The organism is Streptomyces hydrogenans (genome assembly GCF_014656075.1).
Taxonomy (GTDB): domain Bacteria; phylum Actinomycetota; class Actinomycetes; order Streptomycetales; family Streptomycetaceae; genus Streptomyces; species Streptomyces hydrogenans.
In genome coordinates, this window is record NZ_BNBS01000017.1 from 62,835 (window position 1) to 85,693 (window position 22,859).

The following is a 22,859-nucleotide window of genomic DNA, read 5'->3' on the forward strand; positions in this document are numbered from 1 at the left end:
CTACCAGGAAGTAGCATCGGATCCGCCGTTCCGGAAGTGTTCATGTCAAAACTGACCCTGGAGAGTGAGTGAACATCCCTCAGGAGCCAACGATTTTCGGCCACCTGAGGAACCGGAGGATCCACTCCCGCTTTCCGGTCGAACGCGATCACGACTCGGCCGCCCGGCTCCGCACAGGAGCGCGACCGGGCCCCACCGTTCCCACCCCGAAAACGGATTGATCGAATCCGATCGACAAGAGAGCGCTTACGAGCGGCTTTCGCTCGCCAAAGTGCCAGAAACCGGGCCGCGCCAGCGGGACTTGCCATACAGTCCCATTCATCAATACCGTCGTACATCTCACTCGCATCGGTCCATCGGCAATCGGCTCCAGGGGAAGGCGCCGACGCCGCGATGGGTCCGGGGCGGGGCGCGGTAGGGGGGTGCCGTGCTCGGTGTGCCACACGTGCGCCGAGTCGCGGGTACCGCGCGGCCAGTCATGCCAACTCGCGGGTCTCGCAAGGAGATCGCTTCCGTGCGGGGATGGCGAGAACCCCCCTTTCGAACCGGACCTTCAACCGGGCTGCCCAGGGGTGGGCCGCCCACCGGACGAGAGGGAGACCGACCGATGAGCTCGTTCCTGCGCCCGGCCGTCACGGGCCAAGAATTCGCCGAGCCGAGTCGAATAGCGGCCCGGTACCGGGCCATCACGTCGCATCTGGCGATCACTCCCCCGGTGAGTGTCGTCATTCCCGCGATGAATGAAGCGGAAAATCTTCCGTACGTGTTCAAGACCCTGCCGGAATGGATTCACGAAGTCGTCCTCGTCGACGGAAATTCGACGGACAACACCGTCGAGGTGGCCAGGGAGCTCCGGCCCGACGTCAAGGTCGTCAAGCAGGTCGGCAAGGGCAAGGGCGACGCCCTGATCAGCGGCTTCGCCGCCTGCACCGGCGACATCATCGTGATGGTCGACGCCGACGGCTCGGCCGACGGCCAGGAGATCGTCTCCTACGTCTCCGCCCTGGTCGGCGGCGCCGACTTCGCCAAGGGCTCGCGCTTCGCGAACGGCGGCGGCACCGACGACATGACCGGTATCCGACGGCTCGGCAACTGGGCGCTCTGCTCGCTCGTCAACCGCAAGTTCGGCGCCCGCTACACCGACCTCTGCTACGGCTACAACGCCTTCTGGAAGCGCTGCCTCGACGAGATCACCCTCGACTGCACCGGCTTCGAGATCGAGACCCTCATCAACATCCGGGTCGTCAAGGCCGGCCTGAAGGTGCAGGAGGTCCCGAGCCACGAGTACCTGCGGATCCACGGCGTCAGCAACCTCAACGCGGTGCGCGACGGCATCCGGGTCCTCAAGGTGATCCTCCGGGAGAAGCGCGTCCCCAAGGCCGCCCGGGCGCTCCGCCGCCCCGCCGCCTTCTCCGTGAACGTCCCCCGGGGAGAGGTGTCTTGAGCGACCGCCCGACCCCGCCCCGCTTCTCGGTGGTGATCTGCGTCTACACGGAGGAGCGGTGGGGGGACATCCTCGCCGCCGTCGACTCCGTGCGGAAGCAGTCGCTGCCGCCGCTGGAGACCCTGCTCGTCGTCGACCACAACGACCGGCTCCTCCACCGGCTCACCGAGGAGTACGCGGACGAGCGCGACCGCGCGGAGGTGCGGGTGCTCGCCAACGCGGGCCCCCGCGGCCTCTCCTCCGGCCGCAACACCGGCATCGCCGCCGCCCGCGGCGCGTTCGTCGCCTTCCTCGACGACGACGCGGTCGCGGAGCGCGACTGGCTCCACCACTTCGCGGCCGGGTACGCGGACCCGGAGGTCGTCGCGGTCGGCGGGCGCACGCTACCCGTCTGGGCCTCCGGCCGCCGGCCCGTCTGGTTCCCCGAGGAGTTCGACTGGGTCGTCGGCTGTACGTACCGGGGCCTGGCCCCCGGCCGGGTACGGGTCCGCAACGTCCTCGGCGGCAACGCCTCCTTCCGGCGCACCGCCTTCGACGCCGCCGGCGGTTTCGCCACCGGCATCGGCCGGGACGGCGACCGGCGCCCGCTCGGCTGCGAGGAGACCGAGCTGTGCATCCGGCTCGCCGGCGCGGTGCCGGGGGCCGTGCTGCTCATCGACGACCGGGCGGTCATCCACCACAAGGTGCCCGCCGTCCGCGAGCGCTTCGCCTACTTCCGCACCCGGGTCTACGCGGAGGGCCTGTCGAAGGCCCTCGTCGCCCAGAGCGTCGGCGCCGGCAAGGGCCTGGAGTCCGAGCGGCGCTACACCAGCCGGGTGCTGCCCGCCGGAGTGCTGCGCGGGGTGCGGGACGGGCGGTTCGGCCGGGCGGGCGGCGCGGGCCGGGCCGGGGCGATCGTCACGGCCGTGGCGCTCGCCGCCGTCGGCTACGCGCTCGGCACCCTCCGCGCCCGCCGCGGCGCCTCCCCCACCTTCTCCTGGGGGCCGATCACGCCGGAGACCGTCACCCCGCCGGAAACCCGCGAGACCGCGGAGACCGAGGGGGCCGCGGCGTGAACGGAGACCCCGCCGGGAGTGGCGCCGGAGGCCCCGCAGGCAGCCCCGCAGGCAGCCCCGCCGGAAGCCCCACAGGCAGCCCCGCCAGGAGCAACACCGGCAGCCACAGCCGAAGCCCCGCGGCCGACCGCGCCGGGTACCGCTCCAGGGGTCGGGCCGAGGAGGAGTCCGGTCCCGTCCCCGCCCCGGTGCCGATCCTCATGTACCACGCGGTCGCACCCGATCCGGCGCCCGCGACGCTCGGGCTCTCCGTGACGCCCGAGGCGTTCGCCGCGCAGATGGACGTGGTGGCCGGACGGGGATTCACCCCGGTCACCACCGCCGCGCTCGCCGCCGCCTGGCGGAGCGGCACGGCGCTGCCGCCGCGACCGGTGCTCGTCACCTTCGACGACGGCTACGAGGGCGTGCACCGGTACGCCCTGCCGGTGCTCGCCCGGCGCTCCTTCCCGAGCACCGTCTTCGTCACCAGCGGCTGGCTGCCCGGCCGGCACACCACCGGCGGCGCCCTCGACACGATGCTCTCCTGGGAGCAGGTGCGCGAACTGGCCGCCGCCGGAACCGAGATCGGCGGTCACAGCCACAGCCACCCGCAGCTGGACCAGCTCGACGCGCGGCGGCTGCGGTTCGAGGCGCTGCGCTGCCGGGAGCTGATCGGCGAGGAGCTCGGCACCGCGCCGGACTCCTTCGCCTACCCGTACGGCTACTCCAGCCGCCGGGTGCGCGCCACCGTCCGGGAGGCCGGCTTCGCCCAGGCCCTCGCGGTCGGCAACGCGCTCGCCCGGCGCCGCCAGGGGCCGTACGCGCTGGAACGGGTGACCGTGCGCCGCTCCACCACCACCGAGGAGTTCGTCCGCCTCGTCGAAGGACGGGGCGTCGGACGGAACTTCGCCGCCGACCGGGCGATGACGAAGGGGTACGCGCTGGCCCGGCGGGCACGCGGCGCGCTGCGCGGGCACTGGATCTGAGGACGCGGCGGGGCCGCGCGTCCCGCCCGGCAAAACCCGGTGCGCCGCCCGGGCGGTTGACGGATCATGGCGGCATGCCAGACACCCCCGCCGTACCGTCCGGGCCGCGCCAGGCGCTGCCGGTCGTGGTCAACCTCGACGACAGCGACTCGCCGGGCGACGTGATGGACGCGCTCTTCCTCGACCGGTTCACCACCGGGGAGCAGCCGCACGCGCACGGCCTCACCCTGGACCGGGCCAAGGCCGACGCGACCCTGCTGCCGCCGGACGCCCGGGTGCTGTGGGGGTCGAAGGAGGAGGACCGCAGCTCCGTGCTCGCCGAGGGCGAGGGGTGGACGATCCTCTCCTCCCGCTGGAAGCACCGCGCCGACGTCACCGTGACGGCGACCGACCCCGAGCTGGCCGCGCGGATCCTCGCCGAGGCCACCGACGGTGCCAAGGACGAGCCCGAGCCGGAGCCCGAGGACGTCACCATGGGCTTCTGGTACCTCGCTCCGCAGCGCGGGCCGCGCCGGATGACCCGCCGGATCAGCGCGGACACCTGGGACGAGGCCCGGCCGAACTACACGGCGCCGGTGGCCGGGGCGATGGACCGGCTGATGAAGCTGACCCCCGAGGACGTCACCGGCCGGCTCCTGCTGCTGCACGGCCCGCCCGGCACCGGGAAGACCTCCGCCCTGCGCACCCTCGCCCGGTCCTGGCAGGACTGGTGCCAGGTCGACTGCGTGCTCGACCCCGAGCGGCTCTTCAACGACATCGGCTACCTCATGGACATCGCCATCGGCGAGGACGGCGACGGCACGGAGAAGGAGCGGTGGCGGCTGCTGCTCCTGGAGGACTGCGACGAGCTGATCCGGGGCGGCGCCAAGGAGGCCACCGGCCAGGCGCTGTCCCGGCTGCTGAACCTCACCGACGGTCTGCTCGGCCAGGGCCGGAACGTGCTGGTGGGCCTCACCACCAACGAGGACCTGGAGCGGCTGCACCCGGCCATCGTGCGCCCGGGCCGCTGCCTGGCGCGGATCGAGGTCGGGCCGCTCACCCGGGCCGAGTCGGTGCGGTGGCTGGGGCGGGACGAGGACGTGCCGGTCGAGGGCGCCACGCTGGCGGAGCTGTTCGCGCTGCGCCGCGGGGCCTCCCCCACCGAACTCCCGGAGCAGCGCGCCCCCGCCCCCGGGCTGTACCTGTGAGCGGCGTCCGGGCCCGCCGGGATCCTTCCCGGCGGGCCCGGACCGCTCACTCGGAGTCGTACGCCGCCCGCAGCGCGTCCCGTACGGCGGCCTCGGCCTCGTCCCTGGTGAGCCCCAGGCGGTACGCCTCCTCCGCGTACTGGGCGGCGGCGGAGGCGGCCCGGCGGCTGGCGGCGTCGCCCGCCGCCGCGACGAAGGTGCCGTGCCGGCCCCGGGTCTCGATGACCCCGTCGGACTCCAGGGCCTTGTACGCCTTGGCGACCGTGTTCGCGGCGAGCCCCAGCTGCTCCGCGAGTCCCCGGACCGTCGGCAGCTTGTAGCCGACCGGGAGTCTGCCCGACCGGGCGCGTTCCGAGATCTGGGCGCGCAGCTGTTCGTAGGGGGCGGTGGTGGACTGGTGGTCCACGGCGAGTGTCAGTGTCACCCGCCCGATTCTGCCCCCACCCCACCGGAAAATGGGAGGCGGCGGCGCGGCCCCGGCCGTAGCGTGCGGCCCCATGACTGTGATCGTCCGTGACGTACGGCCCGAGGACGCCGAGGGCTTCGCCCGCGTCCGGCGGGCCGCCCTCCCCTACATGCTGGCCACCGCCGAGCAGCTGGCCTTCGACTGGGCGCACGCCCACCCCGACGCCCACGCCCGGCCGCTGGTCGCGGTGACCGAGGACGGCGAGGTCATCGGGACCGCGCAGGTCTCGGTCGCCCACGACTCCCCGGAGCCCGGCATCGGCCGTCTCAACGTGTACGTGGACCCGGCCCGTCAGGGGCTCGGCGCGGGCACGCTGCTGGTGCGCACGGCCGAGGAGCACCTGAGCGAGCGGGGGGCGACGGCCCTCTACAGCTGGGTCGTCGACGAGCCCGCGAACCGGGTCTGGGCGGAGCGGAGGGGCTACGCGCCGAGCCGTTCCGCGCACTTCCTGCGGCTGGACCTGACGGCGGGGCTGCCGCCGCTCCAGGCGCCGCCCGCCGGTGTCGAGCTGGTGGCGGCCGAGGAGTTCGCGGCGGACCCGCGACCGGTCTTCGAGCTGGACGCGGCGACCACCGCCGACGAACCGGGCGATGTGACGGCCGAGTTGGACGACTATCCGCACTGGCTGGAGACCACCTGGAACCACCCGCTGCACGACCGGGCGCTGACGACGGTGGCCGTGGTGGACGGGGTGCCGGCCGCGTTCAGCGCCGCGCAGACCGACGGGCTCGGGCGGTACTCCTCGGGGATGACGGGGACGGCCCCGGCCTTCCGCGGGCGCGGTCTGGCCAAGCTCGCGAAGAACGCGTCGCTGCACCGGGCGCGGGCGGCCGGCTGCACGGAGGCGTTCACCGGGAACGACGCCGGGAACGGGCCGATGCTGGCGATCAACGAGTGGTTCGGGTACGCGATCGGGGCGACGGAGGTGCGGTATGTCAGGGCGCTCGGTTGAGGTGGCGCTGTGGAAGGCGGGGCGGCTGAAGATCCGCTATCCCGCCGAGGTGGTGGCCCGGTCGCCGACCCGGCTGTCGGTGCGGGCGCCGTGGGCGGCGGAGGGGGTGCGGGACTTCGGCTTCGTGCGCTTCGAGCCGGGTGACGTCTTCGTCGAGCACTACTGGAGCGACCGCTGGTACACCGTCAAGGAGGTGTGGTCGGCGGACGGCGGGCTCAAGGGCTGGTACTGCGACATCACCCGGCCGGCCGAGTTCGGGGCGGCCGGGGTGACGGTCGAGGACCTGGACCTGGACCTGTGGGTGTCGGCGGACGGCAGCGAGGTGCTCCGGCTCGACGAGGACGAGTTCGCGGCGAGCGGTCTGGCCGTCACCGACCCGGAGGCGGCCGAGCGGGCCGTGACCGCCCTCGACGAGCTGGAACGGCTGGGCCGCCGGGGTCTGGTGGCCCTGCTCGACGGTTAGTTGAGGGTCACCGGGGCGGTCTCGGTGGCGCGGAAGTCGGGGGCGGGGAGGTCGAGGTCGGCCTCGGGGGTCAGCTGCATCAGGGTGGCGTCGACGCGGGCCTCGCCGGGCTGGTAGGCGGGGTCCTTCACCACCGCGGTGTTGGTCCAGGTGCGGACGAGGCCGTCGCAGACGGCCCGGGTGCCGCCGATGCCGGCGGAACGGTCCTGCTGGCGGAGGGTGGAGCTGACGAAGACCGGGCCCGCGCTGTCGTCGAGGCAGCGGTAGGTGCCGGAGAGGGTGACGGTGGCGTCGGCGCCGAGGAGTCCGGCCGGGTCGACCGTGAGGAAGTCCGCGAGCCGTCCGGCCGGCTCGGCCGTACGGCCGTCGGCCCCTCCCGCGTGGGCGAGAGGGGCGGCGGCCGCGGCGAGGAGCGCGGTGGCGGCGAGGGCGAGTCGGACGCGCATGAGGGGGGTGTCCCTTCGGGGTGGGGGGAGACTGTGCCGCCCAGGGATACCGGATCCGGCCGTGCGTTGTCCGAAACTCACTCCTTCATCGGCGCGTTGACCGGACGGCGACCCGATCGTCGTACCGTCGTACGCGCCCGGGCTCAGGCCGCGGTACGCCGGCGGGTCACCGCCTTCCGCAGCAGCGGCCACAGCAGGAGCAGCAGCACGACCGCGTACACGGTCACCGAGAACGGGGTGTTCACCAGGCCGGTCACGGAGCCGTCGCTGATCTGGAGGGCGCGGCGCAGCTGCTGCTCGGCGGCCGGGCCGAGGATCACACCGATGACCGCCGGCAGCACCGGCAGGCCGTAGCGGCGCATGCCGAGGCCCAGGAGTCCCACGACCAGGAGGACGACCAGGTCCAGCGCCTCGCCGCCGACCGCGTACGCGCCGACGGCGGCGAAGAACAGGATGCCGGCGTAGAGGTACGGACGCGGGATCCGCAGCAGCTTCGCCCAGACGGGCGCGAGCGGCAGGTTGAGCGCGAGCAGCAGGACCATGCCGACGAAGAGCGAGGCGATCAGGCCCCACACCAGCTCGGGCTCCCGCTCGAAGAGCAGCGGGCCGGGCTGGATGCCGTACTGCTGGAAGGCGGCGAGCATCACCGCGGCGACGGCGGTCGTCGGCAGGCCCAGCGTCAGCATCGACACCAGCGTGCCGGCGGCGGAGGCGGACGCGGCCGACTCCGGACCCGCGACGCCCTCGATGGCGCCCTTGCCGAACTGGTCCCCGTGCTTCGAGAGCCGCTTCTCCGTCACGTACGACAGGAAGGTCGGGATCTCCGCTCCGCCGGCCGGGATCGCGCCGAACGGGAAGCCGAGGAACGGGCCGCGCAGCCACGGCTTCCAGGTGCGCCGCAGGTCCTCGCGGCCCAGCCACGGACGCCCCACGGGCACCGGACGGCCGGCGGTGCGGCGCAGGTGGGCGGCGACCCACAGGGCCTCGCCGATGGCGAACAGACCCACCGCGACGATGACGACGTCGATGCCGTCGGCGAGCTGGAGCGAACCGAAGGTGAGCCGCTGCTGGCCGGTGAGCTGGTCCAGGCCGACCAGACCGAGGGTGAGGCCGATGAGCAGCGAGGCGACGCCGCGGATCCGTGAGGAGCCGAGGACCGAGGTCACCGCGATGAAGGCGAGGACCATCAGCGCGAAGTAGTCGGGGGCGCCGATGTCCACGGCCAGCGAGGCGACGGTGGGGGCGAGGACGACCAGCAGCATCGTGCCGATCATGCCGCCGGTGAAGTGGCCGATGGCGGCGGCCGCGAGCGCCTGCGCGCCCCGCCCGGCCTTGGCCATCGGATGGCCCTCCATGGCGGCGACCACGGCCGCGCTCTCGCCGGGGGTGTTGAGCAGGATCGAGGTGGTGGAGCCGCCGAACATGGCGCCGTAGTAGATGCCGGCGAACATGATGAACGCGCCGGTCGGTTCGAGGCCGTACGTCACCGGGAGCAGCAGGGCGACGGCCATCGCAGGGCCGATGCCGGGCAGCACGCCGATCGCGGTGCCGAGCAGCACGCCGACGGCGGCCCACAGCAGGTTCACCGGGGTGAGGGCGGTCCCGAAGCCGTCCATCAGGGAGTTGAGGGATTCCATGGGTCAGAGCACTCCCATCAGCGGGCCGCCGGGCAGCGGAACGCCCAGCAGGCGGTCGAAGACGCCGTAGGTGAGGAGGGAGAGGACGGCCGCGATCAGCGGGTCGCGGGCGGGATGGCGGCTGCCGAGGGCGTAGGCCGCGCCCCAGAAGAGCAGGGCACCGGAGACCGGGAAGCCCAGCGGGCCGATGAGGACGGCGAAGCCGAGGAAGACGCCGACGAGCAGGAGGACGGTGCGCCAGTCGGCCGGAGCGTCGAGGTCGACGTCCTCGCCGCCCTCGGCCTCGCCCCGGCCGCCGTGGAGCACGTCGAGGGCGAGCAGGACGGCGACGACGAGGAGACCGCAGCCGACGAGGAGGGGGACGGTGGCGGGGCCGACGGGGCCGCGCGCGGTGACCTCGACGTCGAGCGTGAGGGCGTCGGTGAGGACGAGGACGCCCAGCAGGAACAGCAGTGCTCCGACGCCGAGTTCGGACGGGGCGCGGAGCCGTCCCTTGGGGTTCGTGGTCACAGTCCGAGCTCCTTCAGCACCGTGTCGACGCGGGCGTTCTGCTCGGTGAGGAAGGCGCCGAACTCCTCGCCGGGCAGGAAGGCGTCGGTCCAGCCGTGGGTCTTCAGCGACTCGCGCCACTGCGGGGAGCCGTGCAGCTCCGTGACCAGGGCGACGAGCCGGTCCCGCTCGGCGTCGGTGAGGCCGGGCGGGGCGACGATGCCGCGCCAGTTGGTGAACTCCGTGTCGAGCCCGGCCTCGCGGAGGGTCGGGGCGTCGAGGCCCGGGACGCGCTCGGCGCCGGTCACGGCGAGGAGCCGCAGCTCGCCGGCCTTGATCTGGTCCAGGTACTCGCCGACGCCGGAGACCCCGAAGGCGACCTTGTCGCCCAGGATGGAGGCGAGGAGCTCGCCGCCGCCGTCGAAGGGGATGTAGTTGACGTCCTTCGGCGCGATGCCGGCGGCCTGCGCCATCAGCATCGGCGCCAGGTGGTCGGGGCCGCCGGGCGAGGAGCCGCCGCCCACGGGCAGCTTCCCGGGGTCCTTCCGCCAGGCCGCGAGCAGCTCCTGGACGGTCGTGTACGGGGAGTCCTTCGAGACGACGACGATGTCCTGCTCCTCGGTGAGCCGGGCGATCGGGGTGGTGTCGGCGAGGGTCCGGGGCGTCTTGTTGGTGTGGACGGCGCCGACGACGCCGAGCCCCATCGACATCGCGAGGCGGCCGTCGCCGCGCTCGCCGACGAGCCGGGTGAGGCCGACCGTGCCGCCCGCGCCGGGCAGGTTGAAGACCTCGATGTCGCCGGTGAGACCGGCCTCCTCGGCGTTCTTCGCCGCGGTGCGGGCGGTGATGTCGTAGCCGCCGCCGGGAGTGTTGGGGACCATGAAGCGCAGGCCGGGGATGTCGGTGCCGGTGCCGGTGCCGCTGCCGGGGGTGAGCAGCGGCGGCCCCACGAGCACCAGCAGCGCCGCCCCGAGCAGGGCGAAGGGGGTGCGAAGACGCACGAGGCCGCCTCTCGGTGGTTGGGGGTGGGTTCCGGGCGGGGCCCGGGAAGAGTGAAGTGGCCCACATGTTGCCCGCGCGTGAGGAAGCTGTCGCTCTTCCGCAACCAACGGACGTTGTGGTCCTTGCGGTCGCGACCTACCGTGTCCGGCGTGACGAAGGTGCTGGTGGTCGACGACGACTTCATGGTGGCCAAGCTGCACAGCCGCTACGTGTCGGCCGTGCCGGGCTTCTCCGTCGTCGGTGTCGCGCACACGGGCGCGGAGGCGCTGCGCGCCGCGCACCGGCTCCACCCCGACCTGGTCCTCCTGGACATCTTCCTGCCGGACATGGACGGCATCGGGGTGCTGCGCGAGCTGCGCAGGGCGGGACTGGCCACGGACGCGCTCTTCATCACGGCCGCCCGCGACGCGGGCATGGTGCGGGCGGCGCTGCGGGCCGGCGCCCTGCACTACCTGATCAAGCCCTTCCACCAGGCGGCCCTGCACGAGCAGCTGCGCCACGCCGCGTCCCTGCGCAGCCGCCTCGACGGCCTGGACGAGGCCCGCCAGGAGGACGTGGACCAGATCTTCGGCACCCGCCCGCCCGGCTCCCGCGAACTCCCCAAGGGCCTCGCCCCCCACACCGCCGACCTCCTGGAAGGCATCCTCCGCGCCCACCCCGAGGGCCTCTCCGCCACCGAGTGCGCGGAGGCGGGCTCCCTCTCCCGCGTCAGCGCCCGCCGCTACCTGGAACACTTCGCGGCGACGGGCCGCGCGGAGGTGACCCTGCGGTATGGGGGGACGGGACGTCCGGAGCGGCGGTACCGGCCGGCGGGGTGAGGGTCAGGGGGTGCGGTACTCCCGGAGGAGCTCCTGGGCGCTCACCGTCCAGGGGTGCGCCGGGCCCAGGAGCCGGATCCGGCCCTCCGCCACCCTGTCCAGCTGGTCGCCCGCTTCCTCGTGTCGGTCCAGAGCGGCGAGCACGTTGCCGAGCAGCTCGCGCGCGCTGAGTACAGCGGGACGGCCCGGAACGACGCGCTCGTGCCCGACCACCGCCAACTCCGCGTCCACGTCACGCTCCTCCCCGTCGGTCCCGCTTCGCGGCCGGGGCATCCGGAGGGTCCGGGACGTCACAGCGGATTCCCGCCGCGCGAGGCCTCGTCACCGGGTCTGTCTGAGCCGCTGCTTAGCCGTGCCTTAACGCGGTCCTAAGGATCGCCGCCTCCCGCCCCTCACGGGCTTCTTCGCGGTTCCGGGCGGCTAGCTTGCTGGTCAACCCCCCACACCACCCTCGTGAAGGAGACGTCCCCCCATGACCTCACGCCGTACTGTCCCCGCCGTCGTGGCCGCTCTGGTGTTGTCCGGGCTGGCCGTCTCGCCCGCTGTGGCGCACGGGTCGATGACCGATCCGGTGAGCCGGGTCGCGGCCTGTTACGCGGAGGGGCCGGAGGCGCCGTCGTCGGCGGCGTGCAAGGCGGCGGTGGCGGCGAGCGGGGCGCAGGCGTTCTACGACTGGAACGCGGTGAACATCGCGAACGCGGCGGGGCAGCACCGGCAGTTGATCCCGGACGGGAAGCTGTGCAGCGCGGGGAACGACAAGTACCGGGGGCTCGATCTCGCGCGGGCGGACTGGCCGGCGTCGAAGCTGACGGCCGGGAAGCACACCTTCCGCTACAAGGGGACGGCGCCGCACAAGGGGTCGTTCGCGCTGTACGTGACGAAGGACGGGTACGACCCGTCGAAGCCGCTGAAGTGGGCGGACCTGGAGGCGGAGCCGTTCGTGACGGTGACCGACCCGGGCATGCAGGGCGGCGACTACGTCTTCGAGGGGACGGTGCCGGAGAAGTCGGGCCGTCACCTGATCTACTCGATCTGGCAGCGGTCCGACTCCCCCGAGGCGTTCTACACCTGCTCCGACGTGGTGTTCGGGGCGGACCAGCAGGGCGGGGGCGGGGCCTCCGGCGCGCCGGCCACCACCGCTCCGGCCTCCGGCACGCCTGCCACGACCGCGCCGACCGCCCCCGCGCCGACCGCCTCCGTGCCCTCCGAGGAGCAGATCGAGGCGGGCCGGGAGCAGTCGACGGTCGAGCACGGCGGGCACGGGGACGCCGACGCGTCGACGGGCCCGGAGACGGGGGCGACGACGCAGGCCGCCCCCGCTCCCGCGCCCGCGTCGGCCGGGGACGCCGTGGAGCTGGCCGAGACCGGTGGCGACGCGGCCACGCCGTACCTCGCGCTGGGAGGCGCGGGGGTGCTGGCGGTCGGCGCGGCCGTGCTGTTCGCGACGGCCCGGCGGACGCGGCGCGGGTAGTCCCTAGCCGACCACGGACAGGCAGGTGGTCGGGGTGGCGTGGGCCGGGTCGAGGGCGTTGGCGACCTCGTGGAAGGTGACCCGGTCCACCGTGCCGATGGCCACGTGCTCGGAGAGGTCGAGGGCGCACTTGTCCTGGATGAGGACGTTGGTGACGTCCGGCCCCGAGAGGAACTGCGTGCGGTACGGGGTGACCACCTCGTCGTAGCGGGTGGCGATGACGTGGTAGCGGACGCCGGGCACGGTGTCGCCGCCCTCGTTGAGCGCGGTGAGGAAGGCCGAGCCGGCGATCTGGTCGGCGAGGCCCGGGGTGGACGCCTTGATGAGGTCCTCGGCGCCGGGGAAGTGCGGCAGCAGCTTCGTGAGGCCGAGCAGGGTGGTGCCGTGGTTGTCGGGGGCGATGCCGACGAGGGCGTTGACCTTCTCGGCGCCGCCGAGGAACTTGAGGTACCAGCGGGGCATCATGCCGCCCTGCGAGTGGCCGACGAGGTCGGTCTCGGGGGCGCCGGTGGCGGCGAGGACCCGGTCGACGAAGGCGTCGAGCTGGCTGGCGGACTTCTCGATGGGGCCGAGGCCGTGGAAGAAGGGCACGTTCGGCAGTTGGCCGTAGTCGAGCGAGTAGACGCAGTAGCCGCGGTTCACCAGGTAGGGGGCGAGGGCCAGCCAGTTGTCGACGGAGTTCCCGAGGGTTCCGTGGACGAGGACGACCGGGCGCGGGTGGGCGGCGGAGGGCTTGCAGGTCCAGTCGTTCCAGCCGCGGCTCGGCGCGGCGGCCTGGGCGGTGGCGGTGGGGGCGAGGACGGCGGCGACGGCCAGGAGCAGGACGGACAGGGCTCTGGCGAGGCGTCCGCGGGGGGTCCGGGGGCTCTGGGGGTTCCGGGGCAGCATCGGGCGATCTCCTTGCGGCTCAAGGGGATGGTGGGGGTGCGGTGCCCTGCGGTCCGGACCACAAGTGGGGATGCTCTCCAGCCAAGTTACGCACGGGTGTTACCGACTGGGAAGTTACGCGTCGGTAAAAACTGGCGTGTCGTCAGCGTCCGCACGTACGGCGGGCGTTCAGGCCATCAGGGAGCCCGGCACGATCGCCTTCGGCCCGAACTCCGCCCGGGCCCGGTCCACCACCGCCTCGACCCGCCGGGCCCGCTCGTCCGCCGGGTCGAAGGCGAGCCGGCGGGCGGCCCGTTCGGCGGGGTTCAGGGCGGCGGCGCGCTCGGCGGGGGCCGCGGGCGGGAGGCTCCGTAACGCGGGGAGTGTCCCGAAGCGGCGTGCAGATGGGTGGAGCCCGTCATGGCGCACCTCCCGCGTTCCCGCTCCGGCGGTGTTCCCGCACCGTTGCCCGCACAAGCGTCCCCACTCCCCCCGCACCACCCCAACCAATTTCGAACGTCCATACGATAAACGTGGCGGTGGGCACCTCCGTCAGCCGTTCGGCCGCTTCCCACCTGCGCGGATGCCCCCTCCCCCGGAGCCTGGGGGGCATGAGTCTCGTCGACGAACTGAAAAGCGCCGTCACCCCCCGAGCCGCCCTGCTCGTCGTCGGGGTCTTCGCCCTCCAGCTCCTCTTCATCACCTCGTACGTCGGGGCCCTGCACAATCCGAAGCCGACGGACGTGCCCTTCGGTGTGGTCGCCCCCCAGCAGGTGTCCGCCACCCTCGTGGACCGGCTGGAGAAGCTGCCCGGCGACCCGCTCGACCCGCGGACGGTGGCCGACGCCGACGAGGCCCGCGACAAGATCATGAACCGGGAGATCGACGGGGCCCTGATCGTGAACCCGGCGACCCGGACCGACACCCTGCTCGTCGCCTCCGGCGGCGGCACGGTGCTCTCCTCCTCCCTGGAGAAGATCTTCACCCAGGTGGAGGAGGCCCAGCGGCGGGAGCTGCGGACGGTCGACGTGGCCCCCGCCTCGCCGCAGGACTTCGACGGGCTCTCGGCCTTCTACCTGGTGGTCGGCTGGTGCGTCGGCGGTTACATCTGCGCCGCGATCCTCGCCATCAGCGCCGGCTCCCGGCCGGCCAACCGCGACCGGGCGGTCATCCGGCTCGGCGTCCTCGCGCTCTACTCCGTCCTCGGCGGCCTCGGCGGCGCGGTCATCGTCGGCCCGATCCTGGGCGCCCTGCCCGGCTCCGTCGCCGCCCTGTGGGGGCTCGGCACCCTGGTCGTCTTCGCGGTCGGCGCGGCCACCCTCGCCCTCCAGTCGGTCTTCGGGATCGTCGGCATCGGCCTGGCGATCCTCCTCGTGGTCGTCCTCGGCAACCCCAGCGCCGGAGGCGCCTTCCCCGCGCCGATGCTGCCGCCGTTCTGGAAGGCGATCGGCCCGGCCCTGCCGCCGGGCGCCGGCACCTGGGCGGCGCGCTCGATCGCGTACTTCAAGGGCAACGACATGACCGCCTCGATGCTGGTGCTCTCCGCCTGGGCGGTGGTCGGCACGGCGGTCACGCTGGTGCTGTCCTCGCTGAAGCGGAAGCCGGAGAGCGAGCCGATCGCGGCGGAGGTGGGCGAGCCCCGCGCCTGACCCCGGCCGGACGCGTCAGGAGGCCCCCGCCACCGCGGGGGCCTCCTGACGCGTCCGGGACTACTTCCCGTAGTACGCCCGGGTCATCAGCTCCTTCATCTCGTCGATCATCGGCATCCGCGGGTTGGCCGGGGCGCACTGGTCGGCGTAGGCGTTCATCGCCTGCTGCGGCAGGGCCTCCATGAAGGCCGCCTCGTCGACGCCCTCGGCCCGGAAGCCGGCCGGGATGCCGCACCGCTCGCGCAGCTCCTCGACGGCCCGGGCGTAGGACTCCACGCCCTCCTCCGGCGTCGCGGCCGGCAGGCCGAGCGTCCGGGCGATCTCCTGGTAGCGCTCCGGGGCCCGGTAGACCTCGGCCTTGGGCCACGGCACGGCCTTGTGGGTGACGGTGCCGTTGTGCCGGATCACGTGCGGCAGGAGCAGCGCGTTGGCGCGTCCGTGGGCGACGTGGAAGGTGTTTCCGAGGGTGTGGGCCATGGCGTGGACCAGGCCGAGGAAGGCGTTGGCGAAGGCCATGCCGGCGATGGTGGACGCGTTGTGCATCTTCTCGCGGGCCTCGGGCGCCTTCGCGCCCTCCTTCACGCAGGTCTCCAGGTTCTCGAAGATCAGCCGGATGGCCTGGAGGCACTGCCCGTCGGTGAAGTCGTTGGCGTAGGCCGAGACGTACGCCTCGGTGGCGTGGGTCAGGGCGTCGAAGCCGGAGTCGGCGGTGACGGTCGGCGGGAGGTGCAGCGGGAGCACCGGGTCGACGATGGCGACGTCCGGGGTGAGCGCGTAGTCGGCGAGCGGGTACTTCTGCGCGGCCTCCGGGTCGGAGATGACGGCGAAGGGGGTGACCTCGCTGCCGGTGCCCGAGGTGGTCGGGATCGCGACCAGCTTCGCCTTCTCGCCGAGCTTCGGGAAGCGGTAGGCCCGCTTGCGGATGTCGAAGAACTTCTCCTTGGTGTCCGCGAACTCGACCTCGGGGCGTTCGTACATCAGCCACATGATCTTCGCCGCGTCCATCGGGGAGCCGCCGCCGAGGGCGACGACGGTGTCCGGCCGGAAGTCCCGCATGGCGGCGGCGCCGGCCCGGACGGTGGCGAGCTCGGGGTTGGGCTCGACGTCGTCGATGACCTGGATGGCGACCGGCTCGGCGCGGCCGTCGAGGATGTCGGTGACCTTCCGGACGAAGCCGATCTCGCCCATGGTCCGGTCGGTGACGATCGTGACCCGGTGGACGTCCTCCATCTCGCCGAGGTAGCGGATGGCGTTCCGCTCGAAGTAGATCTTCGGCGGGATCTTGTACCACTGCATGTTGGTGTTGCGCCGTCCGATCCGCTTGACGTTGATCAGGTCGACCGCGGTGACGTTGTTCGAGACCGAGTTGTGCCCGTAGGAGCCGCAGCCGAGGGTGAGCGAGGGGAGGAAGGCGTTGTAGACGTCGCCGATGCCGCCGAAGGTGGAGGGGGCGTTGACGATGACGCGGACGGCCTTGACCCGCCGGCCGAACTCCTCGGCGAGGGCCTCGTCCTCGGTGTGGATCGCGGCGCTGTGCCCGAGGCCGTGGAACTCGACCATGGCGGCGGCCAGTTCGATGCCCTGCTCGGTGGAGCCGGCCTTGAGGGCGGCGAGGACCGGGGAGAGCTTCTCGCGGGTGAGGGGTTCGTTCTCGCCGACCTCGGCGCACTCGGCGAGCAGGATCGAGGTTCCGTCGGGGACCTCGAAGCCTGCCTGTTCGGCGATCCACACCGGGGACTTGCCGACGACGGCCGCGTTGAGCCTGGCCCCGCCGCAATTGCTGCCGTAGGCGGTGGCGCCGAAGAGGTACTCCTCCAGCTTGGTCTTCTCGGCGGCGGTGACGACGTGGGCGCCGAGCCGCTCGAACTCGGCGATGCCCTCCTCGTACACCTCGGCGTCGAGGACGACGGCCTGCTCGGAGGCGCAGATCATGCCGTTGTCGAAGGCCTTGGAGAGGACGATGTCGTGGATCGCCCGCCGGAGCTTGGCGTCCTTGGCGACATAGGCGGGGACGTTTCCGGCACCGACGCCGAGGGCGGGCTTGCCGCACGAGTAGGCGGCCTTGACCATGGCGTTGCCGCCGGTGGCGAGGATGGTGGAGACGCCGTCGTGGTGCATGAGGAGGCCGGTGGCCTCCATCGAGGGCTCCTCGATCCACTGGACGCAGTCGGCGGGGGCGCCGGCGGCGACGGCGGCGTCGCGGACGATCCGGGCGGCCTCGGCGGAGCAGTGCTGGGCCGAGGGGTGGAAGGCGAAGACGATCGGGTTGCGGGTCTTGAGCGCGATCAGCGCCTTGAAGACGGTCGTCGAGGTGGGGTTGGTGACCGGGGTCATGGCGCAGACGACGCCGACGGGCTCGGCGATCTCGGTGATGCCGTTCAGCTCGTCCCGGGAGATGACCCCGGCGGTCCTGAGCCCGGCCATCGAGTTCGTGACGTGCTCGCAGGCGAAGAGGTTCTTGACGGCCTTGTCCTCGAAGAGGCCGCGGCCGGTCTCCTCGACGGCGAGCCGGGCCAGCTCGCCGTGGGCGGCCAGCGCGGCGAGCGACGCCTTCTTGACGACGTGGTCGACCCGCTCCTGGTCGAGGGTCTCGAACTCCGCGAGCGCCCCGAGCGCCCGTCCGACGAGTCCTTCCACCATCTCCTTGGCCTCCATGACGGCCTCCTTCACCGGTCCCTTATTTCTTCGATGTCTCCATTCGGCACCCGATGACCTGCGAGAAGGGGCGCGGAAAGACCCTTGCGGCGGGGCCGGAAGTCCTTTTGTGAACGGATTCACAAGATCTTGGAAGGGGACGCCCCCGGTCCTCGCGACCGGGGGCGTCCGTGCGGGCCTACCGGGGCCGGCCCCGTGCTCAGTAGAGGCTGACCCCGTACTTGGACAGGGCCTCCGGCACCGGCTGGTAGAAGGTGGTGCCGCCGGTGGAGCAGTTGCCGCTGCCGCCGGAGGTGAGGCCGAGCGCCTTGGTGCCGTCGTACAGCGCGCCGCCGGAGTCGCCGGGCTCGGCGCAGACGTTCGTCTGGATCATGCCCCGCACCGTGCCGCCGCCGGAGTAGCGCACGGTGGCGTTGAGCCCGGTGACGGTGCCGCTTCGGGTGCCGGTGGTGGAACCGGACCGCTTGACGGACTCGCCGACGTAGGCGTCGGCGGCGGTGAAGCCGCCCGTGTGGGCGAGCGAGGTGTTGTCGTAGCGGACCAGGGCGTAGTCGTTGCCCGGGAAGCTGGAGCCGACGGTGGCGCCGATCAGCGTGGACTGGGCGGAGTTGGCGTACCAGGTGTTCACCACGTTGCCGCAGTGGCCCGCGGTGAGGAAGTAGTACGTGCTGCCGCTGCGCACGTTGAAGCCGAGCGAACAGCGGTAGCCGTTGCCGTAGATGGCGTCGCCCGCGCCGAGCAGGGGCTTGAAGACCCCGGCCTCGCGCTGGACGCGCAGGGCGCCGGAGTCGGCGCCGGCCGCCGCGCGGACCTTCGCGAGCGCCGCGTCGGAGACGGTCGAGTCGGCGGTGACGACGACCCGGCCGGCGGCCTTGTCCACGTACCAGGCGAGGCCGCCGACCCCGGCGGCGTCGACCGCGGACTCGGCGCGGGTCAGCTGGGCGGCGGCGGCCGGGCCGGGAGTGGGGGCGGCCTGGGCGCCGGGGAGTCCGAGGGCGGTGACGGCCGCGAGTCCGGCGGCGACGGCGAGCAGACGGGTGCGCTTGATCCTCACAGTGCTCCTCACATTCCTTCTGGGAAAAGCGGAGGGGGCCCGGGGGGTGAGAGGCCCGTGAGGCGATGCCGAATGACGTGTTCCTGACATTCACCGTCAGTGATGGTGCCGTCTCCCGGTGCGACGCACAAGACCGCCGCACGCACGGGCGCCCCGGCCGCACCGGTCGGCGGCGCCCGCCGTCCGGATTCCGCAGGACCGCCGGTCAGCCGGTCAGCACCCGCCGCTCCCCCGCCTCCACGGCGAGGTCCAGCGTGTTCCCGGGCGGCGGGAACGGGCAGATGAAGTGGTCGGCGAAGGCGCACGGCGGGAGCAGCGCGCGGTTGAGGTCCACCGTCACCGTGCCGTCCTCCGCCGGCGCCGCCGGGCGCAGGAAGCGGAAGCGGAAGGTGGAGCGCCCGCTGGTGGCGTCCGCGAAGACCGCCCAGAGCGTGCCGTCGTCCTCCACCGCGACCTGGAGCGCGTGCACCCGCCCGTCGAGCTCGAAGACGACCTCGCCGGTGAGCCCGAGCCCGCGCTCCCGGCCGTCCGCGTTCTCCACCCGGACGCTGAGCGCCTCCTCGTACGGCCGGTAGACCCCCGGCACCGCCCAGCGCGGGTCGTACGGCGTCGCCTCGATGCCCCGGAAGGCCCGCCGTGCCGCCGATTCCGGGTCGAAGTCCCGCACCGCCCACAGTCCTTCGCGGCGCAGCACCATGAGCCGGCGGCCCCCCGACCCGACCCGGGACCCGTGGACCGGCGCGTGGTCGGCGGTGAGCCGGACGGTGCCGGCGAAGGGCTCGCCGTCGACGGTGAGTCCGTCCCCGGCGTCCGCCGTCAGGACCACCTCGTCGCCGTCCTCCCGCCACTCCCCCGGCAGGTCCGGCAGCCGGCCGTCGGGAAAGTCCGCGAGCCAGTGGGTGCCGGTGAGGGAGAGCGGGCCGTACGAGGAGGCCACCGCCGCCTCGCGCTGCTCGTGCCAGTGCCGCCAGTCCGCCGCGCGGGGGTCCGCGCCGTCGGGGCCGTCCGTGCCGTCGTCGGGGACTCGGCTGTCGTGGGTGTCGCTCATGGTGTTCCACCCTTCCACACCGGTGCGGGGAGCCCCGGGTGCGACTCCGTCACGCAGCAGGGCGAGGGCGGCGTGGGCGGCGGCGTCGTTCTGCGCGAAGGCGCGGCCGCCGCTCCGGGGCCGGGTGAAGCCGCCGCCCACCCCGGCGGTGGTGTACGGGCCGAGGGCGATCCGGCGCGGGTGCGGACGGCCGTCCCGCTGGAGGATCCGCCCGTCGGCGGGGTGGACGGCGAGCTGCCCGCCGGGGGTGACCGCGGCACCGTCCTCGGCCACGCCGCGCAGCAGCGGGGCGCCGGCGCGCAGGACGGCGGCGGTCGTGCGCCGGGCCTCGACCAGGGCGCGGGCCTCGGTGCCCGCCCCGGGCACTGCGGGCGAGGAGGCCCGGAAGACCCCGCGCCGCTCGTCGGCCGCCACGGTGAGGCGGGGTCCGAGGAAGCGGACGACGCCGGCCTCGGAGAGGGCGAGCAGCCGGCGCAGCCGGGACCCGGGCGGTCCGGAGGCGAGATGGCTGTAGTAGCCGTGCCACCAGGCGCCGGTGTCGACCCGGTGGGCGAGCCGGCCGAGCTGTCCGTAGACGGAGTCGAGGGCGGCGACGACGGCGGCGTCGGGGCTGCGGGCGGGATCGTGACGGCGGCTCAGGCCGGCGGCGATCCGGGCGCGCAGCTCCTCCTGGAGCGCCTCGGCGCCCGGCAGGCGCAGTCCGTCGAGGGGGCGGTCGAGGGCTTCGGGGTCGAAGCGGTCGGCCGGGTCGGGGACGGCGGCGGCGACGAGCGCGGCGAGGCCGGGACCGTCCGGCGCGGCGGCGGCCCAGCCGGCCTCGAACGCGGCCCAGGGGCGGGCGGTGCGCTCCGGGTGGGCGGCGAAGAGCCGGTGGTAGTGGGCCCAGCCCAGCTCGCGGGCGATGTGCGGCCACACGTCGCGCCGGAAGTCGAGCGGCCCGTCCCCGGCGAGCAGGGCGTCGACCTCGCGGGGGCCGAAGAAGCGGGGCAGCGGGGGCCGTTCGCCGTCGAGGACGTAGCCGGTCTTGGCGTGGTACGGGACGCCCCTGCGGGATCCCGCGTACAGCACCGGCTCGCGGCCGGAGGGCACGTACACGGGCGCGTCCTCGGGGCCCTCGTACCGGCCGCCGCGCCCCTCGGTGAGCAGCACCATCAGGTCGACGAAGGCGAGGCCGAGGCCCCGGACGAGGACCGGGCGGCCGGGCGGGAGGGCGGCGAGGTCGAGTTCGGCGGTGTGTCCCGGCGGCAGGTGGACGAGGCCGTGGCGGGCGGCGAAGGCGGCGAGTTCCCGCTGCGCGGCGTCGGGTTCGGCGTCGGGGTGGCCGAGCGCGAGGACGACGAGGTCGGCGGGGAGGGGTGCGGCGCGGCCCGCGAGCCGGACGCGCTGCCGGCCCTCTCGGGGGCCCTCGACGCGCAGGGCGGTGGTGCGGTGCTCGTGGAGGGTGACGGCGGCGGGCAGCGCGTCCCGGGCCCGTTCGTACGCCCAGCGCAGGTAGGCGCCCTGTTCGGGGCGGGTGGCGAAGCGGCGGCCGTCGGTCCCGGACCAGGCGGCGAGGGTGGGTCCGGGGCGCACCGGTCCTTCGAGGGGGACGGTGTCGTCGGTGAAGAGGGTGACGTCCCCGGCCCGGGAGTTGGTCCAGAGCAGCGGGGAGCGGTCGGTGCGCCAGATCCGGCCGGGGCCGGGCGGGTGCGGGTCGACCAGGTGGACGTCGAGCGGCCGGTCGCCGTACCGCCCGGGCAGGGCGGCGGCGAGCCGTTCCAGGAGGCCGGTGCCGCGCGGACCGGCACCGACGATCACCAGGGAGGGGTTCATCCGGGGGCTCCCTCGCCGTCGGGGGTACGGGGCGCCGCCCGGGCCGGAGGCGGGCGCGTCCGGCCCGGGCGGGCGGGGTCAGCAGCCGCAGTCGCACCCGCAGTCGCAGTCGCAGCAGCCGCCGTCCTCGCCGCCGCACGAGCAGCAGTTGGAGCAGCAGTCGCAGCCGTCGCAGCAGCTGCCGCAGTCGCACTGCTGGCAGAGGCCGTCCTTGCGCTCGCGGCTCCACGGGTCCTCGTAGCTGCCGCAGCACATCTGGCAGGTGCAGGCGAGGCCGGCCCAGACCGCGCAACCGGCGATCAGGCCGCGCCGGTTGCGGTGCGGCGGGCCGGGGTTCCAGGGCCCGCCGGGGCCCGCCGGTCCGCCGGGGCCGGGGGCGTAGGGGTTGCCGGGCACCGGGCCGTGCGGGCCGGGGCCGTGGGGCGCGTACGGGTTGCCGGGCACCGGGCCGTGGGCGTGCGCGGGGGTGTCGCCGACGTGGGAGCAGGTGGTGGTGCCGAAGGCGCGGTCGACCGAGACGCGCAACTCGTGCGCGAGGAGCTGGTGGACGAGCTTGCCGTCGGTGAACTCGGCGTCCTTCAGGGCCAGCCGGATGCCGTGCAGGGCGTCGTCGGCGAGCCGGCGGGCCTCGTCGCGGGAGGTGCCGGTGGCGGTGAGCGGGTTCCAGGCGCCGGTCTCCGCGTCGGCGCCCTGGTCCTCGACGGCGTCCAGGAGATGGGCGAGCCGGCCGAAGAGCCGGCCCGCCTCGGCGAGCGGTTCGGCGTTCCCGGGCCGGCCGGCGAGCATCGCGGTGTGCGCGAAGGCGGCGGCGGTGGCGGTCTCGGTCGGCTCGGTGACGACGAGGAGCGAAGTGCCGGGCCCGGCCAGGGCCTCGATCCCGGTCTGGCGGTCCACGGCGTCGACGAGGACGGCGGTGTCGAAGCCGACCGCGTGGCCCGCGCGGGCACCGGCCTTGTCCCAGGAGCGGGCGACCCGGCGGGCCGCCGCGGCGACCGGCCGGCGGGCCATCAGGCCGTCCCGGTCGGCGACGTGGTCGCGCACCTTGGCCGAGGCGAGGACGAGCGAGACGCCGGTGACGAGCCGGGCGCCCTCGCCGCGCGCGACGGGCGCGGTGCGCATGGCGCGCAGCGGGCAGGGGCCGGCGGTGCGGCGGCCGGAGTCGGTGACGCCGGTCTGAGCCTCCGTCAGGACCGAGACGATGAGCCCGTCGTAGTTGGTGACGACCCGGGCGAACTGGCCGTGGTCGGCGCGCAGGGCCAGGCACAGGCCGCAGAGGTGGGCCATCCACTGGGTCTTGAGGTGGTCGGTGAGCCGATGCGTGCAGGGCCTGACGATCCCGAACAATTCCATCCCCCGTGGTGCGGTGAAAGTGCGTGCCG

At 73.8% G+C, this 22,859-nt stretch carries 21 protein-coding genes and 1 pseudogene; 9 read left to right on the plus strand and 13 right to left on the minus strand.

Annotated elements, in window-relative coordinates:
• Positions 1–607: 607 nt before the first annotated feature.
• From IE321_RS10295 to IE321_RS10310, 4 genes are all read left to right on the plus strand, one after another.
• The gene (locus IE321_RS10295; RefSeq protein WP_043223846.1) at positions 608–1,444 is read left to right on the plus strand and encodes a glycosyltransferase family 2 protein; all 837 of its coding nucleotides are present in this window, start codon (positions 608–610) and stop codon (positions 1,442–1,444) included.
• Positions 1,441–2,499: a glycosyltransferase family 2 protein gene (locus IE321_RS10300; protein ID WP_190222575.1), complete on the plus strand. Its 1,059-nt coding sequence runs from the start codon at positions 1,441–1,443 to the stop codon at positions 2,497–2,499. Before IE321_RS10295 ends, IE321_RS10300 begins: the two co-directional genes overlap by 4 nt.
• Before the next feature lie 200 nt (positions 2,500–2,699).
• Positions 2,700–3,464 (plus strand): polysaccharide deacetylase family protein, encoded by a 765-nt coding sequence (locus tag IE321_RS10305; RefSeq protein WP_043223948.1) that lies wholly within the window; start codon positions 2,700–2,702, stop codon positions 3,462–3,464.
• 74 nt (positions 3,465–3,538) lie between these two features.
• Complete coding sequence (locus IE321_RS10310) at positions 3,539–4,651, plus strand: DUF5925 domain-containing protein (protein ID WP_190222576.1); 1,113 nt, start codon at positions 3,539–3,541, stop codon at positions 4,649–4,651.
• 46 nt (positions 4,652–4,697) lie between these two features.
• Here IE321_RS10310 and IE321_RS10315 read toward each other — a convergent pair whose 3' ends face one another.
• On the minus strand, positions 4,698–5,075 hold the full coding sequence (locus tag IE321_RS10315) for a GntR family transcriptional regulator (RefSeq protein ID WP_030494480.1): 378 nt from the start codon (positions 5,073–5,075) through the stop codon (positions 4,698–4,700).
• A 73-nt stretch (positions 5,076–5,148) separates the two neighbouring features.
• Between IE321_RS10315 and IE321_RS10320 the strand changes: the two genes are divergently transcribed.
• A complete protein-coding gene (locus IE321_RS10320) occupies positions 5,149–6,069 on the plus strand; it encodes a GNAT family N-acetyltransferase (protein WP_190222577.1) in 921 nt (306 codons plus the stop codon).
• Positions 6,050–6,532 carry a ribonuclease FAU-1 family protein gene (locus IE321_RS10325; RefSeq protein ID WP_190222578.1) on the plus strand — a complete coding sequence of 161 codons (483 nt, stop codon included), beginning with the start codon at positions 6,050–6,052 and terminating at the stop codon, positions 6,530–6,532. The genes IE321_RS10320 and IE321_RS10325 overlap by 20 nt, the downstream gene beginning before the upstream one ends.
• Here the strand turns inward: IE321_RS10325 and IE321_RS10330 are convergent.
• The 4 genes from IE321_RS10330 to IE321_RS10345 form a co-directional block, all read right to left on the minus strand.
• Positions 6,529–6,978 carry a DUF6299 family protein gene (locus IE321_RS10330; protein WP_043223843.1) on the minus strand — a complete coding sequence of 150 codons (450 nt, stop codon included), beginning with the start codon at positions 6,976–6,978 and terminating at the stop codon, positions 6,529–6,531. The genes IE321_RS10325 and IE321_RS10330 overlap by 4 nt on opposite strands.
• A 143-nt stretch (positions 6,979–7,121) precedes the next feature.
• The gene (locus tag IE321_RS10335) at positions 7,122–8,615 is read right to left on the minus strand and encodes a tripartite tricarboxylate transporter permease (RefSeq protein WP_043223841.1); all 1,494 of its coding nucleotides are present in this window, start codon (positions 8,613–8,615) and stop codon (positions 7,122–7,124) included.
• Between the two features lie 3 nt (positions 8,616–8,618).
• A complete protein-coding gene (locus IE321_RS10340; protein ID WP_190222579.1) occupies positions 8,619–9,125 on the minus strand; it encodes a tripartite tricarboxylate transporter TctB family protein in 507 nt (168 codons plus the stop codon).
• Complete coding sequence (locus IE321_RS10345) at positions 9,122–10,105, minus strand: Bug family tripartite tricarboxylate transporter substrate binding protein (RefSeq protein WP_043223839.1); 984 nt, start codon at positions 10,103–10,105, stop codon at positions 9,122–9,124. Before IE321_RS10345 ends, IE321_RS10340 begins: the two co-directional genes overlap by 4 nt.
• 150 nt (positions 10,106–10,255) lie before the next feature.
• On the opposite strand from IE321_RS10345, the gene IE321_RS10350 reads away from it, so the two are divergent.
• Positions 10,256–10,924 carry a response regulator gene (locus IE321_RS10350; RefSeq protein WP_043223946.1) on the plus strand — a complete coding sequence of 223 codons (669 nt, stop codon included), beginning with the start codon at positions 10,256–10,258 and terminating at the stop codon, positions 10,922–10,924.
• Between the two features lie 3 nt (positions 10,925–10,927).
• On the opposite strand, the gene IE321_RS10355 is transcribed toward IE321_RS10350, so the two are convergent.
• Positions 10,928–11,155 (minus strand): tetratricopeptide repeat protein, encoded by a 228-nt coding sequence (locus tag IE321_RS10355; RefSeq protein ID WP_190222580.1) that lies wholly within the window; start codon positions 11,153–11,155, stop codon positions 10,928–10,930.
• A gap of 241 nt (positions 11,156–11,396) precedes the next feature.
• Here IE321_RS10355 and IE321_RS10360 point away from each other — a divergent pair, with 241 nt between their 5' ends.
• A complete protein-coding gene (locus tag IE321_RS10360) occupies positions 11,397–12,395 on the plus strand; it encodes a lytic polysaccharide monooxygenase (RefSeq protein WP_190222581.1) in 999 nt (332 codons plus the stop codon).
• Between the two features lie 3 nt (positions 12,396–12,398).
• Here IE321_RS10360 and IE321_RS10365 read toward each other — a convergent pair whose 3' ends face one another.
• Positions 12,399–13,283, minus strand: a complete 885-nt coding sequence (locus tag IE321_RS10365; protein ID WP_190222582.1) for an esterase/lipase family protein — start codon at positions 13,281–13,283, stop codon at positions 12,399–12,401.
• A gap of 168 nt (positions 13,284–13,451) precedes the next feature.
• Entirely contained in the window at positions 13,452–13,691 is a 240-nt protein-coding gene (locus tag IE321_RS10370; protein ID WP_190222583.1) for a hypothetical protein, read from the minus strand.
• A 182-nt stretch (positions 13,692–13,873) separates the two neighbouring features.
• Between IE321_RS10370 and IE321_RS10375 the strand changes: the two genes are divergently transcribed.
• Positions 13,874–14,911, plus strand: coding sequence for an ABC transporter permease (locus IE321_RS10375; protein WP_190222584.1), 1,038 nt, complete (start codon positions 13,874–13,876; stop codon positions 14,909–14,911).
• A 60-nt stretch (positions 14,912–14,971) separates the two neighbouring features.
• Here IE321_RS10375 and adhE read toward each other — a convergent pair whose 3' ends face one another.
• The 5 genes and pseudogenes from adhE to IE321_RS10395 form a co-directional block, all read right to left on the minus strand.
• Positions 14,972–17,566, minus strand: coding sequence for a bifunctional acetaldehyde-CoA/alcohol dehydrogenase (gene adhE / locus IE321_RS10380; RefSeq protein WP_190222585.1), 2,595 nt, complete (start codon positions 17,564–17,566; stop codon positions 14,972–14,974).
• A gap of 199 nt (positions 17,567–17,765) precedes the next feature.
• Complete coding sequence (locus IE321_RS10385; protein ID WP_190222586.1) at positions 17,766–18,620, minus strand: S1 family peptidase; 855 nt, start codon at positions 18,618–18,620, stop codon at positions 17,766–17,768.
• Positions 18,621–18,825: 205 nt separating this feature from the next.
• A complete protein-coding gene (locus IE321_RS43025; protein ID WP_308439704.1) occupies positions 18,826–19,668 on the minus strand; it encodes a DUF1684 domain-containing protein in 843 nt (280 codons plus the stop codon).
• Between the two features lie 48 nt (positions 19,669–19,716).
• A pseudogene (locus tag IE321_RS10390) lies at positions 19,717–21,480 on the minus strand (FAD/NAD(P)-binding protein); the annotation flags it as partial.
• Between the two features lie 78 nt (positions 21,481–21,558).
• Positions 21,559–22,824: a DUF5685 family protein gene (locus IE321_RS10395; protein ID WP_190222594.1), complete on the minus strand. Its 1,266-nt coding sequence runs from the start codon at positions 22,822–22,824 to the stop codon at positions 21,559–21,561.
• Between the last annotated feature and the right edge of the window lie 35 nt (positions 22,825–22,859).

Bases quoted from the DNA above. Each gene is read 5' to 3' on its own strand.
- IE321_RS10295 (WP_043223846.1), top strand. From the start codon at position 608: ATGAGCTCGTTCCTGCGCCCGGCCGTCACGGGCCAAGAATTCGCCGAG.
- IE321_RS10305 (WP_043223948.1), top strand. From the start codon at position 2,700: ATGTACCACGCGGTCGCACCCGATCCGGCGCCCGCGACGCTCGGGCTC.
- IE321_RS10310 (WP_190222576.1), top strand. From the start codon at position 3,539: ATGCCAGACACCCCCGCCGTACCGTCCGGGCCGCGCCAGGCGCTGCCG.
- IE321_RS10320 (WP_190222577.1), top strand. From the start codon at position 5,149: ATGACTGTGATCGTCCGTGACGTACGGCCCGAGGACGCCGAGGGCTTC.
- IE321_RS10325 (WP_190222578.1), top strand. From the start codon at position 6,050: ATGTCAGGGCGCTCGGTTGAGGTGGCGCTGTGGAAGGCGGGGCGGCTG.
- IE321_RS10330 (WP_043223843.1), bottom strand. From the start codon at position 6,978: ATGCGCGTCCGACTCGCCCTCGCCGCCACCGCGCTCCTCGCCGCGGCC.
- IE321_RS10335 (WP_043223841.1), bottom strand. From the start codon at position 8,615: ATGGAATCCCTCAACTCCCTGATGGACGGCTTCGGGACCGCCCTCACC.
- IE321_RS10360 (WP_190222581.1), top strand. From the start codon at position 11,397: ATGACCTCACGCCGTACTGTCCCCGCCGTCGTGGCCGCTCTGGTGTTG.
- IE321_RS10365 (WP_190222582.1), bottom strand. From the start codon at position 13,283: ATGCTGCCCCGGAACCCCCAGAGCCCCCGGACCCCCCGCGGACGCCTC.
- IE321_RS10375 (WP_190222584.1), top strand. From the start codon at position 13,874: ATGAGTCTCGTCGACGAACTGAAAAGCGCCGTCACCCCCCGAGCCGCC.
- adhE (WP_190222585.1), bottom strand. From the start codon at position 17,566: ATGGAGGCCAAGGAGATGGTGGAAGGACTCGTCGGACGGGCGCTCGGG.
- IE321_RS43025 (WP_308439704.1), bottom strand. From the start codon at position 19,668: ATGAGCGACACCCACGACAGCCGAGTCCCCGACGACGGCACGGACGGC.